This is a genomic window from Flavobacterium oncorhynchi (assembly GCF_002217355.1).
GTDB classification, from domain to species: domain Bacteria; phylum Bacteroidota; class Bacteroidia; order Flavobacteriales; family Flavobacteriaceae; genus Flavobacterium; species Flavobacterium oncorhynchi.
Window position 1 is genome coordinate 93,821 of record NZ_MUHA01000027.1, and the last position, 20,221, is coordinate 114,041.

Consider the following 20,221-nt stretch of genomic DNA (forward strand, 5'->3'; position numbering starts at 1 on the left):
TTAAAATTAATTACAAACGCTTAACCAATTGGATAATTTATCGGCTGCATTTTGAATTTTAGCCGAACGCTTTTCAGCATCTTTAAATGTTAAATTAAAAATTGTTTCTGCATGAAGCTTCAAATTTTGTTCTGCTTCAATGCTGTAAAATTCTTTCTCCCAATACGAATTAATTTCAGGCTCTTCTGCATTATTAATAGTAACAAAAGCATAACCAATAACTCGATTTTCAAAAGAAGCAACACTTAAAGGAAGCCCCAAATTATTTATTAAACACAATGATTTATCTTTAGAATTACTATTCAAAGCACTTTTATTTTGGTACATATTAACAACAGCTTTCAATGATGATACATTAACTTCATTAAACTGAATTTTGGCTGTATTAGTGGTTTTCATTTCTCTAGTTATTTAGTTTCAAAGCAAAATTAGCGGGCTGAACAGATTAGATACAGATACAAAAAACAATTATTTTACAGGTACAGTTGACTAATATCAACAATCTTAAAATCTCTTTTTTTGAGAAGAGAAAAAAATAAATTTAATATCTTTACTATTATGATAGAAATAGGAATTGACAGTTTTGCTTCGGCAATGTATGGCGACAACAACACTTTAAGCAGTGTTGATGCAATGGAACAACTGCTGCAAAGAATTGAATTTGCAGATCAGGTTGGATTGGACGTTTTCGGAATTGGAGAACATCATAAAAAAGAGTTTCTTGACTCGGCTACAGTTGTTATTTTAAGTGCAGCTGCAGCGAGAACAAAAAACATCAGATTGGCAAGTGCAGTTTCTGTTTTGAGTGCTGCTGATCCTGTGCGTGTGTATCAAAGTTTTGCGACACTTGATTTGATCTCTAAAGGAAGGGCTGAAATTGTTGTTGGCCGCGGATCTTCGATTGAAGCTTATCCGCTTTTTGGATACAATCTTAACGATTATGATGCTCTTTTTCAGGAAAAACTTGACTTGCTTTTACAAATTAGAGATAATGAATTTATAAACTGGAGCGGAAAATTTCGTCCAGCAATAAATAATCTGCCAATTTATCCTAGAGCATTACAGGAAAAACTTCCAGTTTGGCTGGGCGTTGGCGGAACTCCAGAATCATTTGTGAGAGCGGGTAGTTTAGGATTGCCTTTGATGGCGGCTGTAATTGGCGGACAAACACATCGTTTTCGTCCATTAATAGACTTGTATCGCGAAGCTGGAAAAGCGGCAGGTTTTAAACCACATGAACTAAAAGTAGGTTTACATTCTCCTGGTTATGTTTCGAATACAACGCAAAAAGCAATTGACGAATATTATCCCGGCTATTCAGAACTTTGGACAAAGTTAGGTCGTGAACGCGGCTGGCCTCCCGTAACAAAAGACAAATTCGATGGATTAATAGATGATCTCGGCGTTTTAATTGTAGGAAGTCCTGAAAGAGCTGCCGAAAAAATCCTGCGCCACAGCGAAGCACTTGGTGGAATTTCGAGATTTACTTTTCAAATGGATAATGCTGGATTAACACATTCTCAGTTAATGAATGCGATAGAACTTATTGGTACAAAACTAATTCCTTTAATACATAAAGGATAGTTTTTTTTTGCGATCCCAATAGTTATCGGGATAAAAAGAGTAAAAGGATTGTTTTCACGCAGATTTGGCAGATTAAGCAGATTTATTTTTGATCCTAAAAATAGTGAAGTCTGAGGAGATCTGCTTAAATCTCTTTAAATCTGCGTGAAAGCTATTTTGATATAGATTTAAAAAACCTCTTAATCCGTGGCTAAAGTTATTTTATCGCAGCGTCCTCTGAATCACAGCTTAAAAGGATTTTTTATTTTATATCTCGCATTATCAAAACCGTTTAACTTCCGTAACAATAAACAACCATAAACCATAAACCCAAAAAAAGCATCCGCCAAAACTGACGGATGCTTTTTTCATTTATAACAATTCTAAGGTTTTACTTAGAATTTATACGTTACACCAACTCTCACATTAATTGGCTGTTCTGTCTGCCAGTAATAAGCTGATAGATAAGAATAGTACGAACCACTGTAAAGGTATTTGTTTAAGATATTAAATACGTTTGCCGTAACTTTAAACTTTCTAGTATCATAAGATAAACCTCCATCAAGTTTAAAATAGTTAGGAAGTTTTTCAAGTCCTACACTCCAAGTATCAGTTAAACGTCCCGCAAGGTAAGTTCCGCCTATAGACGCTCCAAGACCTTTAAATGTTCCGTTTTGAATGCTGTAGTTTAACCAAGCATTTGCCGTATGTTTTGCATAACCCGGAACAATAGAACCTTCTTTAATAGTTGAAACATTAGACTCTAATACAACAGATTCTGTGAAAGCATAATTTGCAATTAAGTTAAGGCCGTCAAAGATTTTTCCTCTCAAATCTAACTCAACACCTTGTGCTCTTTTTTCGCCTAAAACAAGACTAAACTGCTGCCCTGGCGTATTTGCAGGATCTGATGTTAATTCGTTTTTCTTTAAAATGCTGTATGCTGCCAATGTTGTACTCCAAGAACCATCAAACCAGTCTTTTTTAATACCAAATTCAACATTATTTCCTGTAAGCGGTTTCACACTTTCTCCGCTTTTAATAACACCCGATTGCGGCGTAAAAGCCTGATCATATAAACCATAAACTGCTAAATTCTCAGTAATAGAATAACTAAGTCCTACACGAGGTGTTATATGACTGTCTTCTTGCGTTGATCCCCAGCTTGATTGACTCAGCCAAGTATATCTTGCTGCAAGCGTTAATCTTAATTTATTTTCAAAAAAACCAAGTTCATCTTGAATATAACCAGCAGCATATTTAGAACTCATAAGTCCGCCTGCTCTTTGACTTAAAGGTGTTTTATGATCAAACTCTGGAAAACCATTAGAAGGCGTTCCGTAATCTGGATTATAAACATTAAAAGGCTTGTCAACAGTATCAAGATCATGCGATTGTCCCCAATCTGCCATATAATCTTTATTTCCCAAATCAACTCCTCCTAATACTTTATGCGATACAGAACCCGTATTGAATTTTCCGTTAACAAATATCTGCCCTAAATACATATTACTTTCAGCATCCCAAATACCAACATTTCTAATAATCTCTCCTTTTGCAAGAGTTCCTTCAGAAACACCATCAAAATTTCTATCTACATTACCCGGTCCTACAACTCCCGGCCAAGAACTATATCCTTGCTGAATATACTTAAAATAAGAAGTTTGCGCCGTAAGTTTCCATTTATCATCAAATTTATGCTCAAACATCAAATAACCGCTGTGATCTTGAATATTAGTATCTGGTAAACCAGGCTGTGTCATTGTAAATCCTACAGGCAATGTCGCATATCCATCAGATTCAGGTCCAAATACATAAAAAGAACCAACTTCAGTCATATTTGCATATTGAAAATTATACTCAGCAGTAATTTTTGTTTTATCATCAATTTGGTATGAAATAACTGGTGCAATTACGTAACGATCATTATGTTCGAAAGGACGATGTGACCCCTTTTTCTGTGCAGCACCATTAAAACGGTACAATAGTTTCCCTTTTTTGTCCAATTTCCCGTCAAGGTCAATACTTGCTCTGTAAAAATCGTAGCTTCCTCCCATTACAGTCGCTTCACCTTTTGTAATTCCCGTTGGCTTTTTAGTCACCACATTATAAAGTCCGCTTGGATCACCGCTTGAAAGCATAAATCCTGCAGGTCCTTTTACAAACTCTATATGATCTACAAAACTCATATCTTCTGTTAATGGTCCCCAAAAAGAAGAAACTACATTAAAGCCATTACGAAAAGCCTGAATTTGCGAACCGCGCATCGAAATATTAGTATACATATCGCCCCAATGCTCTATACGAACAGCACCACTCACATTACGAATTACTCCGTCGCTCATGCTCACAATCTGCTGATCTTTTAAGGTTTGTGCACTTACAATTTGAATGTTCTGCGGAATCTCTAAAACCGGTGTTTGAAGACGTAATGACAAAGACGGTTTGTCCTGCTTGTATTTGTTTTTTGTAATTACAACTTCCTCAAGATCTTCTTGGCTTTCTGAAAGTGAAAAATTCTTAGTTGTTATCTGATTTGCATAAATCTCAATTTCATTTTCTACTGCATGAATCCCAACTGCTCGAACACTTAAAATATAGGAACCCGGCTTAACATTTTTAATCTCGTACAATCCCTTATCATTTGTAACCGAAGTGTATTTTGTTCCTTTTAGAACCACAGAAATACCTTCTGCAGGCTGTTTTCCGCTTAGCGAAACTTTACCGCTTACCTTTCCCAAGTTCTGACTTATCATGTTTAATGAACTCAAGAAAAGCATCAAAAAGCAAACTTTCTTAATCGTATTTATAATCATTTTAGTAAAATTTTAAGTTTTATTTGGCAAAAGTAATTGCTAATATTTTTCTATGCAAGTTATTTTTAATTATTCTAAATAAAATTAGTTAAAAAAAAACTCTTAGATTATCAACGTCTAAATGGCATTTTTTTTTCGCTGCAATCAAAATATCAATTAACTCTGCCTATCTTTATTCTTAAAATTTATCTCATTGAAATAAAATTCTAGATATGAACAATACCACAACACCCAGAAAAGTTGCCATTGTAGGTTATAATCGAATTCCGTTTGCAAGAGCAAATACTGCTTATTCTAATGTTGGAAACCAAAATATGATGGTTGCTTCCTTAAACGGACTTATTGATAAATACCATCTAAACGGAAAATTACTTGGAGAAGTCGCTGGCGGAGCAGTAATAAAACATACTTATGATAATAATCTGATTCGGGAATGTGTAATGAAAACTTCTTTAGATCCAGCAACTCCTGCCTGCGATTTACAACAAGCCTGTGATACCGGAATTGAAAGCGCAATTTATATTGCTAATAAAATTGCACTTGGTCAAATAGAATCAGGAATTGCCGGCGGAGTCGATTCTATAAGTGATATACCAATGGCAATAAGCGAAAATTTGCGAAAGATTTTATTAGAAGCCCGAAATGCAAAATCATTAGGAGGAAAATTAAAAGCATTTCTAAAAATTCGTCCAAAGGATTTATCACCATTAGTACCTAAAAATGAAGAATCCCAAACGGGACTTTCGATGGGCGGACATACTGAAATCACAGCAAAATACTATAAAATATCTAGAGAAGAACAAGATCAATTTGCTCTTAAAAGTCATTTAAATATGGCAAAAGCTTATGACGAAGGTTTTTTTGATGATATGATTACGCCTTTTAACGGACTTGAAAAAGATAATAATCTGAGAAAAGACAGTTCCCTTGAAAAACTTGCAAAATTAAAACCGGCATTCGATAAAATAAACGGAACGCTAACCGCTGGAAACTCAACTCCTCTTACCGACGGTGCTTCCTGTATTCTTCTTGCCAGTGAAGAATGGGCAAAAGAGCAAGGTCTACCTATTCTAGCCTATATTACATTTGCCGAAGTTGCCGCAATTGAATATGCAAAAAATCAGCAAAACCTTTTATTGGCACCTCTTTTTGCAGTAAGCAGAATGCTCGAAAAGGCAAATTTGAACTTACAAGATTTTGATTATTATGAAATTCACGAAGCCTTTGCTGCTCAAGTTTTAGCAACCTTAAAAATTTGGGAAAGCCCTGAATTAAGTGCCGAAATTGGTTTAAAGAAAACACTCGGGGCAATCGATCGCGAAAAATTAAATATAAAAGGAAGCAGTTTGGCAGCAGCGCATCCTTTTGCTGCAACGGGTGGAAGAATAATTGGTGTTATGGCAAAATTATTAAATGAAAAAGGCTCTGGACGCGGATTAATTTCAATTTGCGCTGCAGGAGGACAAGGCGTTACGATGATAATTGAAAAATAACACATTACAAGATGACAATCAAATCATTACATAAAAAATCTAATCGGTTTACCTATAAAAACAATTAAAACTGTAACATAATTAAAAAAAAGGTCTCTATAGATAAAAAGCTATTATTAAATCAAAACTAATATTACTTAACCTTTTTATTATGAAAACATTAAAACTTGTTACCTTACTCGTCTTTACTTTTGTTTCTTTTTCCAATATAAACTCTCAGACTGTACAAAACGATAGTTTAAAGCTCGATTATACTAAGATTTATTCACTCGCATTAGATGGAAATCCTAAGCAGGCTTTATCTTTATTAGAAATCGGTCCCAACAAAAAAATATCAAAAAAAGACTTAAAGTTTAAAACCGATTTTGAAAACCGATTTAAATTTAAAAATGACAAAAGCGATTTCCTTGAAACCCGAAAATCAAAAATCGATCAATTACTAAAAATATACAGAGATTACTGGAGAATGTCTTTTTTAGACAAGGAAAAGAAAAATGACACGCTGATTATGAAAAATGTTTTCAATTTTCTTAAAACAAAATTTCCTTCGTCAGAAAAACTAACCTTTAATGAAGACAGTATCAATGTGTATCAAAAAAAATACATTTCAAGTTTAGGTTATCACACCACAGGATTTGGTAAAACGGGAGGTTTGTACGATTTATTAGTTTGGAAAACGGAAAAAGATACTGTTTACAACCTCAATTATGACGGAAAAGAAACGGATGTCAAAATCTATTTTATGGATGATTTTGTTACTTTGGGCTGGAGCGAATATGCTACTTTAGGTCGTTATTATCCTGCAGGATGGGCAACAAAGGAAGCTTTGTTTTGTGTAAAGAAAGCTTATGATTTAAAATCTGAAACCTTTAAAATTAGCTACATTGGACACGAAGGAAGACATTTTGCTGATTATAAATTGTTTCCAAAATTAAAAGGAGTTGGTTCTGCTGATTTAGAATACAGAGCAAAATTGACTGAATTATCTCTTTATTCTCCCGATGGATTGTATAAAAGATTGCAATTTTTTATCAATAATGGCAATTATGACAGTGAAAATGGTCATTCTATCGCAGCTTTTTGTGTTATAAGAGATTTATCCAGACTATTATTTCAAAACGACTACGAAAAAGACCTGGAGAAATGGAAAGCAATTCCGGCAGCCAAAATAAATGAAGCCGCCACAAAGCTTCTAGAAGAAAATACAAAAGCATTGGAGAAGATTCCAAACGTAGAAAACCTTATCAAATAATAATCTTATCTATTCCACTTCAAACAAAAACACAGCTTAATTAAAGAGCTGTGTTTTGTTTTTATAATATTTCACATCTGAATATCAATTGGTAAGATAAAATAAAGTGAAATTTTACCGAACATTTTTACTGAATTTAAATAGTTTTTTATTTACAAAAAATCAAATTTTTATAGTAAATTAGACTTTCTTATAATTGAGTTTCTTGTTTAAGCTTTTGCATGAATTTATTTTAAACCGTAAAAGAATGATGGAATCAAAAATACCACACGGGCCTCTTCCCGAAAAATGGAGTACTTATAAAGCCAAAGCCAAGCTTGTAAATCCTGCAAATCGAAAAAAACTAAATATTATTGTCGTAGGTACTGGACTTGCGGGCGCTTCCTGCGCTGCCTCATTAGCAGAACAAGGCTATAATATTAAATCATTTTGTTTTCAGGATTCCGCTAGAAGAGCACATTCTGTAGCTGCTCAAGGCGGTGTAAATGCTGCCAAAAACTACAAAAATGATGGCGACAGCGTTTTTAGAATGTTCTACGATACTATCAAAGGCGGAGATTTTAGATCTCGCGAAGCAAATGTTTATCGCTTAGCCGAATGTTCTGCAGCATTAATAGATCATGCAGTTGCACAAGGCGTACCATTTGCGAGAGAATATGCCGGCTATTTAAACAACAGATCTTTTGGAGGTGTTCAAGTTTCAAGAACCTTTTATGCCCGCGGGCAAACGGGGCAGCAGCTTTTATTGGGTGCCTATCAAGCCTTAATGAGACAAGTTTCTACAGGAAAAGTAACCACATACACACGTCATGAAATGCTGGACTTGGTTATTATTGACGGAAAAGCAAAAGGAATTATCGCTAGAAATCTTGAAACAGGAGCATTAGAACGTCACAATGCAGATGCTGTAGTTTTAGCTTCGGGAGGTTACGGAAAAGTATATTATCTTTCAACATTGGCAATGGGCTGCAACAGTTCTGCCATTTGGAGAGCGCATAAAAAAGGCGCTTATATGGCAGGTGTAAGCTGGATTCAGTTTCACCCTACTTCTCTGCCCCAGCATGGCGCCAATCAATCCAAACTTACGTTAATGTCAGAATCGTTGCGTAACGACGGGCGCATCTGGGTTCCTAAAACGGCTAAAGATGATCGAAATCCAAATACAATTCCCGAAGAAGAAAGAGATTATTATTTAGAACGCCGCTATCCCTCTTTTGGAAATTTAGCTCCAAGAGATATTTCGTCACGTGCAGCAAAAGAAAGAATTGATGCCGGACATGGCGTTGGTCCAATGAAAAATGCTATTTATCTTGATTTTTCTGATGCCATAAAAGCGCAGGGGAAAAAAAGTATAGAAGCAAAATACAGTAATCTTTTTGCGATGTACGAAAAAATCACTGGAATCAATGCTTATAAAGAACCAATGCTGATTTCTCCCGCAGCACATTTTACGATGGGCGGACTTTGGGTTGATTATGAATTAATGACCACGATTCCGGGATTATTTGCTTTAGGTGAAGCTAATTTCTCTGATCACGGCGCCAATAGATTGGGTGCCAATTCATTGCTGCAAGCCTGCGTCGATGGTTATTTTATAGCGCCATATACTATTCCGAATTATTTATCAGGAGAACTTAATGCTCCTAAATTTGATACCAATCATCCCGCTTTTGAAGAGGCTGAAAAAGCAGTGAGAACACAGTTAGATCATTTTTTAAATAGTAAAGGCACTCTCAGTGCAGATTATTTTCATAAAACTATCGGAAAGCTTCTTTATGAAAAATGCGGACTTTCTAGAACCAAAGAAAACCTTGAAGAAGCGATTAGAGAAATCAAAAAATTAAAAACTTCCTTCGAAAAAGACCTGTTAATTACAGGCGACGATACACTTAACAGCGAATTAGAAAAGGCAGGACGTATAGCTGATTATTTAGAATTGGCCGAATTAATGTGTTACGATGCTTTACAGAGAGAAGAATCCTGCGGAGCTCATTTTAGAGAAGAGTATCAAACTTCCGAAGGTGAAGCTGTTCGTAATGACAATGATTTTTGTTATGTTTCGGCTTGGGAATATCAAGGAAAAGATCATCCGCAAAAATTGCATAAAGAACCTCTTGTGTTTGAATCTGTAGAGCTTGCAGTAAGAAGTTATAAATAAATGATGAATTGTAAAATGGGAAATGCAACTGAAAACAGAATGTTGCATGCAAAAACCACAAACCATAAACCACAAACTAAAAGCATATGAAACTATTTTTAAAAATATGGCGTCAGTTTGATACTTCCTCAAAAGGAGAAATCGTAGATTATGAAATAGACGGCGTTTCTGAGCATATGTCTTTTCTAGAAATGCTTGATCTTTTGAACGAATCGCTTATTCAGAAAAAAGAACGTGTTATCGAATTTGATCACGACTGCAGAGAAGGTATATGCGGACAGTGCGGTGTCATGATTAACGGGCGTGCGCACGGCCCTTTAAAAAACACAACAACCTGCCAGCTTCATATGCGAAGCTTTAAAGATGGTGAAACTATTTATATTGAACCTTTTAGAGCAAAAGCTTTTCCGGTGCTCCGAGATTTAAAAATCGACCGAAGTGCTTTTGATGCTATTATAACTTCCGGCGGATTTATTGGAGCCTCAACTGGCCAAGCCCCAGAAGCCAACAGTATACCAATATCCTATGAAACTGCCGAAGCTTCGTTTGATGCCGCCGCCTGTATTGGCTGCGGTGCCTGTGTTGCTACTTGTGTAAATGCAAGTGCTGCTTTATTTGTCGGAGCCAAAATAACTCATTTGGCTTTGCTTCCTCAAGGAAAAATAGAAGCTTCAAAAAGAGTATTAAATATGGTGAAAGAAATGGATGCTGAAGGTTTTGGAAACTGCTCGGATACAAGAGCTTGCGAAATCGAATGCCCGCAAGGAATCTCGGTACTTTCTATCGCAAAAATGAATTATGAATACAGCAAGGCTGTACTTTTGAGGAAATAGTTTTGGTATAATCTTTTTCAAACTCCCGATTATAGATAAAAAAAGTATGTCATTTCGACTGAAAGGAGAAATCACACTAGGAATTCCGTAACAACGATCGCCAATCTTTGTTAACTCACGTGTGCGATTTCTCCTTTCAGTCGAAATGACAAATAATCTGCTTAATCAATATTTTAATACAAAACTTAGCGTCTTAGTTCCTTTGCAGTAATAAAACTTTTAAACCGCGAAATAAGGTGTCAAAATATCTTCAAAATTATAAAGCCCTTTTTTCTTGTCTTTTAAGTTCTCGGCTACAAAAACAACTCCATTTCCAAAGGCTTCCCTTGAAATAGATTCATGAATTAACCGCACGGTTTGGAAAGGGAATCCAAAAATAACTTCGTGTTTTCCCACTATTCCTCCTGCTCTAACTGAATTTATATTTTCTTTTTCAATATCCAAGGCTTCTGCGATTTTTACCGCAGTTCCTGAAGTTCCTTCTTTTTTCTTAAAATGCTCTTCATTAACTTCAATATCAACCCAAGGTGCAATTTTCTTTAAAAATTTGGCAGCAAACAATAAATAATTTACCCCTAAAGTGATATTTGGCGACCAAAAAACAGTGGTTTTAATGGCTAGTTTTTTTAGCAGTTTTAATTCTTTCTCTTTATAATGTGAGATTGCCGAAATGATTTTTACTTTTTTATTGGCAGCAAACTCTCCGTAAGTATAAATTCCTTCGCTTGACGAAAAATCAATAATAACATCTACCGGATGTTTTTCTAACAGTTCTTCAACACCAGTATTAGAACTAGAATAGATTAATCCAGGTTCTTCTGATTCAATTCCTAAAAACTCCGGAACTGATCTGTGTTCTAAAACTTTGCTTTGTCTTAAAACCCATTCCAAAGAGAATCCTTTATTTTCTAATAGTATTGAAGCTACTGATTTTCCAGTTTTTCCGAATCCGATTAATCCTATTTTCATATGTTTTTTTTTATTGAGTATGAAACTCGTTAACAGAAATTGACCTATTTAAGATGAAAAGTAAATCATAAAAAATGCATTTTATGAATCTTAAAAAATGTCCTAGTAAGGTAAAAATAGGGATTATATAACAGGCTGACTAACAAAAACTGCATTATATAACATTTCTTAATGCTTTTAACAGGAATAATAAGCGTATATTTTTGAAACAAAAAATGGTAATACTAATTCAAAAAAACACCAAAAACAATAAATTTCAAACCAAAACAACTAAATCAAACCTGCCAAATAAAGCAGAATAGTTGAAATAATTCTCATAATCTTTTATTAAAACAAATAAGATACTATATTTGCAACACTGTTGCGTTACTTGTTTTTACTAATGATACTAACAAATAGCGTACAGAAATACCACTAAATGAAAAAGAAAGTAGTAGTTGTCAATTTCATAATATCTTTAACTGTATTGTTTACAATGCTGTTTCAGACTATTCACTCCTACGAACACGTTTTTAAACAATTATCTGAGAAACACTGCGATCACAAATATACTGCTGGTCAAAATGAGATAACACACAGTCATTCTGTAGACTCAAGTTGTTCTATTTGTCATTTTGCGTTTAGCACATTTATTCCAAATACTTTTCAGACCTTATCTTTTCATAAAGTAATTTCTGAAATATCTTATCAGTTTGTTTATTCTCAAACTGTTTCTACATTTTTCAAAGGCAGTCTTTTTGCCCTTCGTGCACCGCCCGCATTACTTTAGTTTACAAAATTTTATTCGTCACAATTTTAAAATTGCCTCATGCCTATTTCACTGTAAATAAGCAAAATCGCGTTTTATTATTATGTCATTATTTGAGCTGTTTTGTTCTAAAATCAGTTCAAACGCCTGAATAATCAATTTTCGTAAACAAATCTTCACATTTCTTTTTAAGAAGTAAAAATCAAGCTTTTACAAAACTGTATCAGCTCGAAGTTTCTATATCAAAAATCAAAATAATCCATCCAAATACATAAAAAAATTATGCTGACAGCCGAGAATCTAACCAAAAAATATGGTGATAATATTGCTTTGAACAAATTGAATCTAACGATAAAAGAAGGTGAAATTTTTGCCCTTTTAGGTCAAAACGGTGCAGGAAAAACGACAACAATCAATCTTTTTCTTGGGTTTATTGAACCTACAGACGGCGAACTGCTAATCAATAATATTTCGGTTACAGAAAATACGCAGGAAACAAAAAAACACGTAGCCTATATTCCTGAAACGGTTATGTTATATCCTAATCTAAGCGGTTTAGAAAATCTAAAATTCTTTTCGTCTCTGGCTGGATTCAAATATTCTGCGGGAGAACTGACCTATTTTTTAACAAAAGCGGGTTTGCAAACCACGGCGCACAACAAAGATTTAGGAGGTTATTCTAAAGGAATGCGCCAGAAAGTTGGAATTGCTATTGCCATTGCAAAAAAAGCCAAAGTGCTTTTGTTAGATGAGCCTACGAGCGGTTTGGACCCAAAGGCTTCTAATGAATTTTCACAGATTTTAAAAGAACTTTCTGCAGATGGAACCGCTATCTTAATGGCAACGCACGACATTTTCAGAGCCAGAGAAGTGGCTTCGCACATTGGAATCATGAAACAGGGAAATCTAGTTACGGTAATCGAAGCTGACAAAATCTCTGCAAATGAACTTGAAAATCTGTATTTACAAACGGTATAAAAGGAAATCGAATTTCCATTAAAGCAAAAAAATGAAACATTTATTCAGCCTTTTATTTTTAATAATTGGCACACATTATATACAATCTCAAACGGTTAACAGGAGATCAAAAGACACAATCGCTAAGGATTCTATCAAACGAAATGAGTTGCAAACGGTGGAAATTGTAGGCCGCTCGACCAAAAAATACAACAGCGATTACTCGTTTGCTGCAACAAAAATTGCTGCTTTAAACAAAGATATTCCGCAGTCTATTTCGACAATAACTAAAGAATTAATTGCGGATAAAGCTGCATTTTATCTAGCCGATGCAGTAAAAATGTCAAGCGGCGTTATTCCTGCCAGTTATTACAATCAATATACTATTCGAGGAATAAGTCAGAACGAAGAAGGTCAGATTATTAACGGAATGCGAACACGTCAATACTACTTTTTACAGCCTTTAACGAGTAATATCGAACGTGTTGAAGTTATAAAAGGGCCTTCGAGTGCAACATTTTCATCTGTAGATCCAGGCGGAAGCATCAATTTAGTAACAAAAAAGCCATTGGCAATAGACAGAAAAGAAGTCAGTTTGAGCGTTGGAAGTTTCAGTACTTTAAGAGGAACTTTGGATTTTACAGGTCCTTTAAACGAATCCAAAACACTTTTATATCGTGTAAACGGCGCCTATCAGCAGGCAAAATCATTTCGTGATTTAGTTAACAACAAATCGTTTTTATTCTCTCCTTCTTTCAGTTATATCCCGAACGAAAAAACGGCTATTAATACAGAATTGATTTTAAGTAATATGACAGGAATTTTAGACAGAGGTCAGCCTATTTTTGGCGCTGTTGCAGGAAAAACAAGTCTGAATAAAACTCCGATAAGCTTAAATCTTGGCGCACCGAGTGATTTTTTTAAATCGAAAGAAATGATCGTGACAACCAATTTTGCTCATAAATTCAGTTCGAAAATTGGTTTTAATGCTGTTTACATGAAACAAACCTGGACAGAAGATCTTCAGGAACATAGAACCACAAATGCTTTTGCGGTTGATATGAACAATAAACCTGTTACCAATCTCGCCATGATGCAGTTTGTGCAGCGTCAGCAAAATTGGGATATTGACAATTTAAGTGCTTATTTTAATTTTAATTTAAAAACCGGAAAATTAAATCATAAACTACTAGCAGGCTACGATCTAAGCAGCTGGAATAAAAACAAAGGCGGCGGACAAAATGCGGCAAGAGGTTATTTGTTGAAAGACGGAACGATTGCAGGTTCTTTTGTCGCAGCAAATGCAGCAAATTACCAAACGGTTACCATTGACGGTGTAGTAATGCCTAAACCAAATGTTGAATATTTTAATTTGGGCAATCCTGCTTATAAAATCACAAGTCCTAACGATTATACTTTAAATGTCAGAACCGCTCTCCCATCAGCCTTAACAACTACAAATGCGGTTTATATTCAAGATCAAATACAATGGGAAAAATTTACTTTTTTATTGGGATTGCGAAATGAATGGTTTGAAGATATTACCAATTATGACACTAACAAGGAATTAAAAGTAAAAAAATCGGCTTTATTGCCAAGAGTTGGAATCACGTATGCTGTAAACGATGCTATTAATGTTTATACAACTTATCTTGAAGGTTATCAGCCGCAGTCGAACACGGTCACTTTAATGCCGCAAACAGGGACTTTGCCTGCCGGAAGTTTATTTGATCCACTTGAAAGTGATTTGAAAGAAGTGGGAATAAAAACTACTTTTTTAAATAATTCGATGAGTTTCAACGCTGCGATTTACGAAATCAATCAGCGCAATATTTTAATGAATGCCAATGATCCTGCAAACCCCGATTTATTGGTAACGAGAGGTGCTGAACGAAGCCGTGGTTTTGAGTGTGATCTTGCCGGATATATTACGACCGACTGGCAGATTAATGTTTCGTATAGTTATATCGATGCCGAAATTATTCAAGACAATAATCCTGCATTAATTGGTGCCAGAAAACAAAATACTCCAAAAAACAGCGCCAATTTATGGACACGTTACAACTTTGCTTCTGACTCTGTTTTAAAAGATCTCGGAATTGGTTTTGGAGTTCAATATCAAAGCAGCAAAGTGCCTTGGTTCACAAGAGACTTTACACTTCCTGATTTTACCATTTTTGATGCTGCTTTGTTTTACAAACCAAGTAAAAGTAATGTACAGATTGCTGTAAATGCAGGCAATTTATTAAACAAAACCTATTGGCTTGGTGCGCAGAATTATTTGCGTTTGTTTCCGGGAAGTCCTAGAAATGCTAGCCTTACTGTAACTTATAAATTTTAATTCGTTGAAGTGAAAAACATTTAAACACATAGAAACATAGATTTTCTTTCTAAAGAAGATAATTGAAAGAAACTAGTTTCTAACACATAGTTCTCAAAGTTTGTCATTCCGAGGAACGAGGAATGGCAAGATTGTGTAAGCAAAACGATTCTTTTGAGACCTAAACTTCATGTTCTATGTGTTTAAACATTACACTCAACAGGTAAATTTTAATTAATATGAAATTATTACAAACCGAAATACTTATTGCTAAACATTTTAAGAACTCTGTTTTTAAAAACTCAGCGATATACGTGATTACACTTTTTATCGGCGCTCTGCTCCTCTTTGCAGCATTTTCTGGCTGGGACAATTACAAAAGTCAAAACGAAACCAGCGAAAAATATCAGCATGAATCCCGTGAAGACTGGTTGAAAAATCCAGATAAAAATCCGCATAGAATGGCGCATTACGGAAATTTTGCGTTTCGAAAAAGTACGTCTTTAAGTGTTTTCGAATTTGGAATGGAACCGTTTTTTGGAAATGCGATTTTCCTCGAAGCGCACAAACAAAATACGGCTAATTTCTCTGAAGCGGGATTCTCAAACAGTATGCTTCGTTTTGGCGAAATCAGTATTGCGATGATTTTACAGGTTTTACTTCCGTTATTAATCTTTTTTATTGGTTTTAATTCTGTGGCGTACGAAAGGGAAAACGGAACTTTAAAAATCCTTTTAAGTCAAGGAATCAGTTGGAAACAACTTTTGTTTGGTAAAATCCTAGGCATTGCAAGCGTCGTTATGCTGCTTTTTGTTCCAACTATTATTGTTTTGGTTTTGATTTGGTTACTGCTTCAAAACTTCTCCATTTCGACAGATGAATCGATTAAAATGCTGTTGTTTATTGCATTCCATTTTATTTACCTGATGTTCTTTTGTGTTGCTGCTGTTTTAATTTCGGCTTCAAGCCAAACATCAAAAAAAGCGTTGGTTTCTTTAATTGGAATCTGGTTAATTTTTACCATTATTCTGCCAAGAACAACTCAGGCAATTGGAGCGTATTTGTATGAAGCACCTTCAAAAATTCAGTTTAACAGCAATATCGAAAAAGATATTTTAAAACAAGGCGACAGTCATAATCCAAACGATGTGCATTACAAGGCTATAAAAGATTCTTTATTGAGAGTTTACAAAGTCGATTCCGTACAAAAACTTCCGTTTAATTATTCTGGGTTTATTATGACTGAGGGCGAAAAAATCAGCTCAAATATTTACGATAAACATTTAGAAAATCTTCTACAAATTTATGCTGAGCAAAATAGTTTTTCTAAAGCTGTTTCGTTCCTAAATCCTTATATCGCAATGAAAAATTTATCGATGGGATTATCAAATACAGATTATGATTCATACATCGATTTTCAGAAACAAGCCGAGAAATATCGTTACGAAATGGCGCAGAAAATGAATGCTTTACAAATAAAATACATCAGCAATAAAAAACCGCAGCCTAACGATAAACCTTTAACAATTGGCAAAGAACATTGGGCTGATGTTGAAGAATTTCATTATGAACCTAAAAGTATCTGGGAGGTTTTAAAAACCGAAATTGCCTCTGTTATTTCTATTCTTTTATGGGTAATTCTGTTATTTGTTTTGATCCGAATTGCTGCTAAAAACCTAAAAGCCATTTAATATGTTAGTACTCTTATTTAAAAATTTTATCCGTTCGAAAGGCACCAAAATTGGATTGCTTTTTTTACTCGCAATTGGCTTTATTAGTCTTTTAATTGGACATCAGTTTCAGGAAAAACAACAGAATAATATTACTGAAGCGGCAATTTACCAAAAGGAACATATAGCGAGAAATGCCGCTTTTCATAAAGACGAAATTGGACTTCTGCTCTACTACATCAAGTTTTCATTGGTTAATAAAACACTGCCTATAAACAGTTTATCGATTGGACAGCGCGATGTAAATCCGTCTATTCAAAGCGTTACCATTCGTGGTTTGGAAGCTCAGAAATACGATTCAGAACTTAATAATCCGAGCAATCTTTTAGCCGGAAATATCGATTTTAGTTTTGTGCTTTTGTATTTATTTCCGCTTTTGATAATCGCTTTTTCATATAATATTATTTCTGAAGAAAAAGAATCTGGAACTTGGAAAATTGTGGCAACACAAAGTCCAAATACCTTTTTATACATCTTGAAACTATTCTACGTCCGAATTTTAATTTTAATCGGACTTTTGACTTTGATTCTTTTGGCAGCGGTTATCTTTTTACAAATCCCAATTGACAAATCGCTTATTGTATTTTATGGGCTTTCTGTTTTATACTTATTATTTTGGTTTGCCGTTTGTTTTTTTATTGTTTCGCTGCAAAAAAACTCAAACTTCAATGCGGTCATTCTATTGACGATTTGGTTATTCTTGATTATAGTTCTTCCTGCAGGAATTAATACATACATCATCAATACATACAAAGTTCCTGAGGCTTTAGAATTAACGCTTACGCAGAGAAACGCTTACCACGAAAAATGGGATATGGACAAGCAGGAAACATTGGATAAATTCTACAAACATTATCCGCAGTTTAAAAATTATCCTTTGCCTGATAAGGAATTCAGCTGGCTTTGGTATTATGCGATGCAGCAAATGGGTGACGATGAATCTGCTGTTCATTCAAAAGAATTACAAACTAAACTGCAGCAGCGCAATAATGCCGGCGAATTTATTGCACAGTTTATTCCAACGCTTCATACTCAAATTCAGTTAAATGAAATTGCAAAATCAGATTTACGAAATCAACTTTTATTTTTAAAAGAAACAACACAATTTCATGAAAAACTGCGCTTGTATTTCTATCCAAAAATATTCGACAATGCTCCGGTTAATCAGGAAAAATGGGAGAATTTTAAAGTTGAAACTTTTAATGATAACTCTGAAACTAGTTTTGTAAAAGCGTTTTTACCCTTACTGCTTTTTAATTTATTGCTGATTGGTTTTGGATGGCGAAATTTTAAACGTAAGGTTATTTAACCGCAAAGAGCGCAAACAATTACGCAAAGTTCGCAAAGTTTTACACAAAGCTTTGCGAACTTTGCGTTTTTACTAAGCATCCTAAGTTAAAAAAACTTTGCGTGCTTTGCGGTTAAATAATCCTGTGGTTAAAAAACAACAATAAACCTATTCTGAATAAAATCATTCGAATTAACCTTTATTTGAATTTTATTTAGAATTAATATAAATAAACTTTTATATTTGCCGCTTTCTTAGCAAATCGAAGTACTTTTCAAAATTTACTTAATATTGCTTTTTCAAAGTAAATTTCGCTTAATGAACAATAATACCAGTTTCGAATTAAATCTATTCCTGTCCTTTAAGGAAGGTGATGAAACTGCGTTTAAATTTTTCTACGACAAATATTTCAGACGAATTCAATCTTTTAGTGTTCAATTTATTTACGACTCAGACGAAGCTGAAAACCTTGCGCAAGAAGCTTTACTTCATTTGTGGCAAAATAGAGAAAGCGTAGATTCTATCAACGGGATTCAGGCTTTTTTGTTTACTTACGCCAAATCTAAATGTTTGAATTTAATTCGTCATAACAAGGTAAAGGATAAGTTTAAAAATGATTTGTTGAACTATAAAGAGAGAGAACTGGATATTGAGGTTTTAAATTCGCTTCAGTTTGATACTTTAGAATTGACTGAACTTGAACATATAATTCAAGAATCGATCAACGATCTTCCTCCTAAAACCAGAGAAGTTTTTATAAAAAAACGCTTTGAGAATAAAAAAAATGCAGAAATAGCCGAAGAAATGCAAGTTACCTTAAAAGCTGTTGAAGCCCACATGACAAAGGCTTTGAAGATTTTAAAAACAAAACTATCCGATTATTTATTCCTTATTTTTATCCTTATTTATAATAATTAAGAATAAAAGGTAGGGTTTTTTATTTCTGAGGTGTACTTACTATAACCAGAAGTTTAATATTTAAATATGACATCAGAAATAATAAATAAATACCTTTCTAACGAAGCTTCAGAGCAAGAAGTTCAGGCACTTTTTGAATGGATTGAAGCTTCTGCCGAAAACAAAAAACAATTTATTGCAGCAAAAAAAGCTTGGGTTCTTTCCGGCTTATCAAATGTTACCCTCGCTGATACTGTTTCTGTAATTCAAATGAAACCAAAAAACAGACTGAGGCAATACTTAAATTATGCAGCAGTATTTTTAGTTCTTTTAGGATTAGGAACTACATTTTTATTATTAACTAATACTTCTAAAACTTCAAAAGAGATTGTTCTAGAACTTGGCGACGGCCGTTTAGAATATTTTTCTGAGAAAAATCAAACTACACTTTTAAATGATAAAGGAGATTTAGTGGCCAGAAAATTTCCTAACGAAATCATTTATTTTGGTAAAACTTCTGATGAAAAAGTGGTTTACAACACACTTACGATTCCGTACGGAAAACAATTCAAACTTAAACTTTCAGATGGTACAATTGTGAATTTAAATGCGGGAAGTACTTTTCGTTATCCACAGCAGTTTGGCATCAACGGCAATAGAAATGTTTATTTAACTGGTGAAGCTTTTTTTGATGTTGCCAAAGATAAGGAGCATCCATTTATTGTAAACGCCAATCAGGTTGATATTAAGGTTCTTGGTACAAAATTTAATATCAGCGCTTATCCAGAAAACCCAACTGTTAACAGTACTTTGATAGAAGGGAGCATTGAAATGTTTGAAACTGCAAATCCTGCAAATGTTGTTTTACTTAAGCCAAACCAAATGGCTACTTGGCAGCATAATGCAAAAAAAATTACTTTAAAAAATGTTGATCCTGCCTTTTACTCAGCCTGGACAAAAGGAGAATTAGCGTTTAAAGACACCCCATTTTCTACAATCGCAAAGATTATTCAACGTACGTATGACGTTGAAATTATCAATGAAAATTCTGATTTGGCCAGACAGAATTTTACTGGTACTATAAAAATCAGCGAATCGAGTGTCGAGAACATTTTAGATCTTCTAAAACGTGACACGCCTTTTAATTATTCAATTGAACAAAAAACCATTACCATTACCAATCCTCGATAAATAAAT

At 34.3% G+C, this 20,221-nt stretch carries 15 protein-coding genes; 12 read left to right on the forward strand and 3 right to left on the reverse strand.

Going from position 1 to position 20,221, the window contains the following annotated elements:
- Positions 1 to 6: 6 nt before the first annotated feature.
- Positions 7 to 399, reverse strand: coding sequence for a hypothetical protein (locus B0A75_RS17425; protein WP_089055540.1), 393 nt, complete (start codon positions 397 to 399; stop codon positions 7 to 9).
- Between the two features lie 162 nt (positions 400 to 561).
- Between B0A75_RS17425 and B0A75_RS17430 the strand changes: the two genes are divergently transcribed.
- On the forward strand, positions 562 to 1,584 hold the full coding sequence (locus tag B0A75_RS17430) for an LLM class flavin-dependent oxidoreductase (protein ID WP_089055605.1): 1,023 nt from the start codon (positions 562 to 564) through the stop codon (positions 1,582 to 1,584).
- Between the two features lie 374 nt (positions 1,585 to 1,958).
- Here the strand turns inward: B0A75_RS17430 and B0A75_RS17435 are convergent, their stop codons facing one another.
- Complete coding sequence (locus B0A75_RS17435) at positions 1,959 to 4,379, reverse strand: TonB-dependent receptor (protein ID WP_089055541.1); 2,421 nt, start codon at positions 4,377 to 4,379, stop codon at positions 1,959 to 1,961.
- Positions 4,380 to 4,591: 212 nt separating this feature from the next.
- Between B0A75_RS17435 and B0A75_RS17440 the strand changes: the two genes are divergently transcribed.
- The 4 genes from B0A75_RS17440 to B0A75_RS17455 all read left to right on the forward strand — a co-directional run bounded on the left by B0A75_RS17440 (position 4,592) and on the right by B0A75_RS17455 (position 10,115).
- The gene (locus tag B0A75_RS17440; protein WP_089055542.1) at positions 4,592 to 5,872 is read left to right on the forward strand and encodes an acetyl-CoA C-acetyltransferase; all 1,281 of its coding nucleotides are present in this window, start codon (positions 4,592 to 4,594) and stop codon (positions 5,870 to 5,872) included.
- A gap of 151 nt (positions 5,873 to 6,023) precedes the next feature.
- On the forward strand, positions 6,024 to 7,124 hold the full coding sequence (locus B0A75_RS17445) for a hypothetical protein (protein ID WP_089055543.1): 1,101 nt from the start codon (positions 6,024 to 6,026) through the stop codon (positions 7,122 to 7,124).
- A 247-nt stretch (positions 7,125 to 7,371) separates the two neighbouring features.
- Complete coding sequence (locus B0A75_RS17450) at positions 7,372 to 9,282, forward strand: fumarate reductase/succinate dehydrogenase flavoprotein subunit (protein WP_089055544.1); 1,911 nt, start codon at positions 7,372 to 7,374, stop codon at positions 9,280 to 9,282.
- A gap of 86 nt (positions 9,283 to 9,368) precedes the next feature.
- Positions 9,369 to 10,115, forward strand: a complete 747-nt coding sequence (locus B0A75_RS17455) for a succinate dehydrogenase/fumarate reductase iron-sulfur subunit (RefSeq protein ID WP_089055545.1) — start codon at positions 9,369 to 9,371, stop codon at positions 10,113 to 10,115.
- 219 nt (positions 10,116 to 10,334) lie between these two features.
- Here the strand turns inward: B0A75_RS17455 and B0A75_RS17460 are convergent, their stop codons facing one another.
- Positions 10,335 to 11,084 (reverse strand): 4-hydroxy-tetrahydrodipicolinate reductase, encoded by a 750-nt coding sequence (locus B0A75_RS17460; protein WP_089055546.1) that lies wholly within the window; start codon positions 11,082 to 11,084, stop codon positions 10,335 to 10,337.
- Between the two features lie 418 nt (positions 11,085 to 11,502).
- On the opposite strand from B0A75_RS17460, the gene B0A75_RS17465 reads away from it, so the two are divergent.
- The 7 genes from B0A75_RS17465 (at position 11,503) to B0A75_RS17495 (ending at position 20,215) form a co-directional block, all read left to right on the forward strand.
- Positions 11,503 to 11,853, forward strand: a complete 351-nt coding sequence (locus B0A75_RS17465) for a hypothetical protein (protein ID WP_089055547.1) — start codon at positions 11,503 to 11,505, stop codon at positions 11,851 to 11,853.
- 261 nt (positions 11,854 to 12,114) lie between these two features.
- Positions 12,115 to 12,810: an ABC transporter ATP-binding protein gene (locus B0A75_RS17470; protein WP_089055548.1), complete on the forward strand. Its 696-nt coding sequence runs from the start codon at positions 12,115 to 12,117 to the stop codon at positions 12,808 to 12,810.
- A 31-nt stretch (positions 12,811 to 12,841) separates the two neighbouring features.
- On the forward strand, positions 12,842 to 15,130 hold the full coding sequence (locus tag B0A75_RS17475; protein ID WP_089055549.1) for a TonB-dependent siderophore receptor: 2,289 nt from the start codon (positions 12,842 to 12,844) through the stop codon (positions 15,128 to 15,130).
- A 218-nt stretch (positions 15,131 to 15,348) separates the two neighbouring features.
- Entirely contained in the window at positions 15,349 to 16,800 is a 1,452-nt protein-coding gene (locus B0A75_RS17480) for an ABC transporter permease (RefSeq protein WP_089055550.1), read from the forward strand.
- 1 nt (position 16,801) lies between these two features.
- Positions 16,802 to 18,148: a DUF3526 domain-containing protein gene (locus tag B0A75_RS17485; protein WP_089055551.1), complete on the forward strand. Its 1,347-nt coding sequence runs from the start codon at positions 16,802 to 16,804 to the stop codon at positions 18,146 to 18,148.
- 297 nt (positions 18,149 to 18,445) lie between these two features.
- Positions 18,446 to 19,045: an RNA polymerase sigma-70 factor gene (locus B0A75_RS17490; protein ID WP_089055552.1), complete on the forward strand. Its 600-nt coding sequence runs from the start codon at positions 18,446 to 18,448 to the stop codon at positions 19,043 to 19,045.
- Between the two features lie 66 nt (positions 19,046 to 19,111).
- A complete protein-coding gene (locus B0A75_RS17495) occupies positions 19,112 to 20,215 on the forward strand; it encodes a FecR family protein (protein WP_089055553.1) in 1,104 nt (367 codons plus the stop codon).
- Positions 20,216 to 20,221 lie beyond the last annotated feature (6 nt).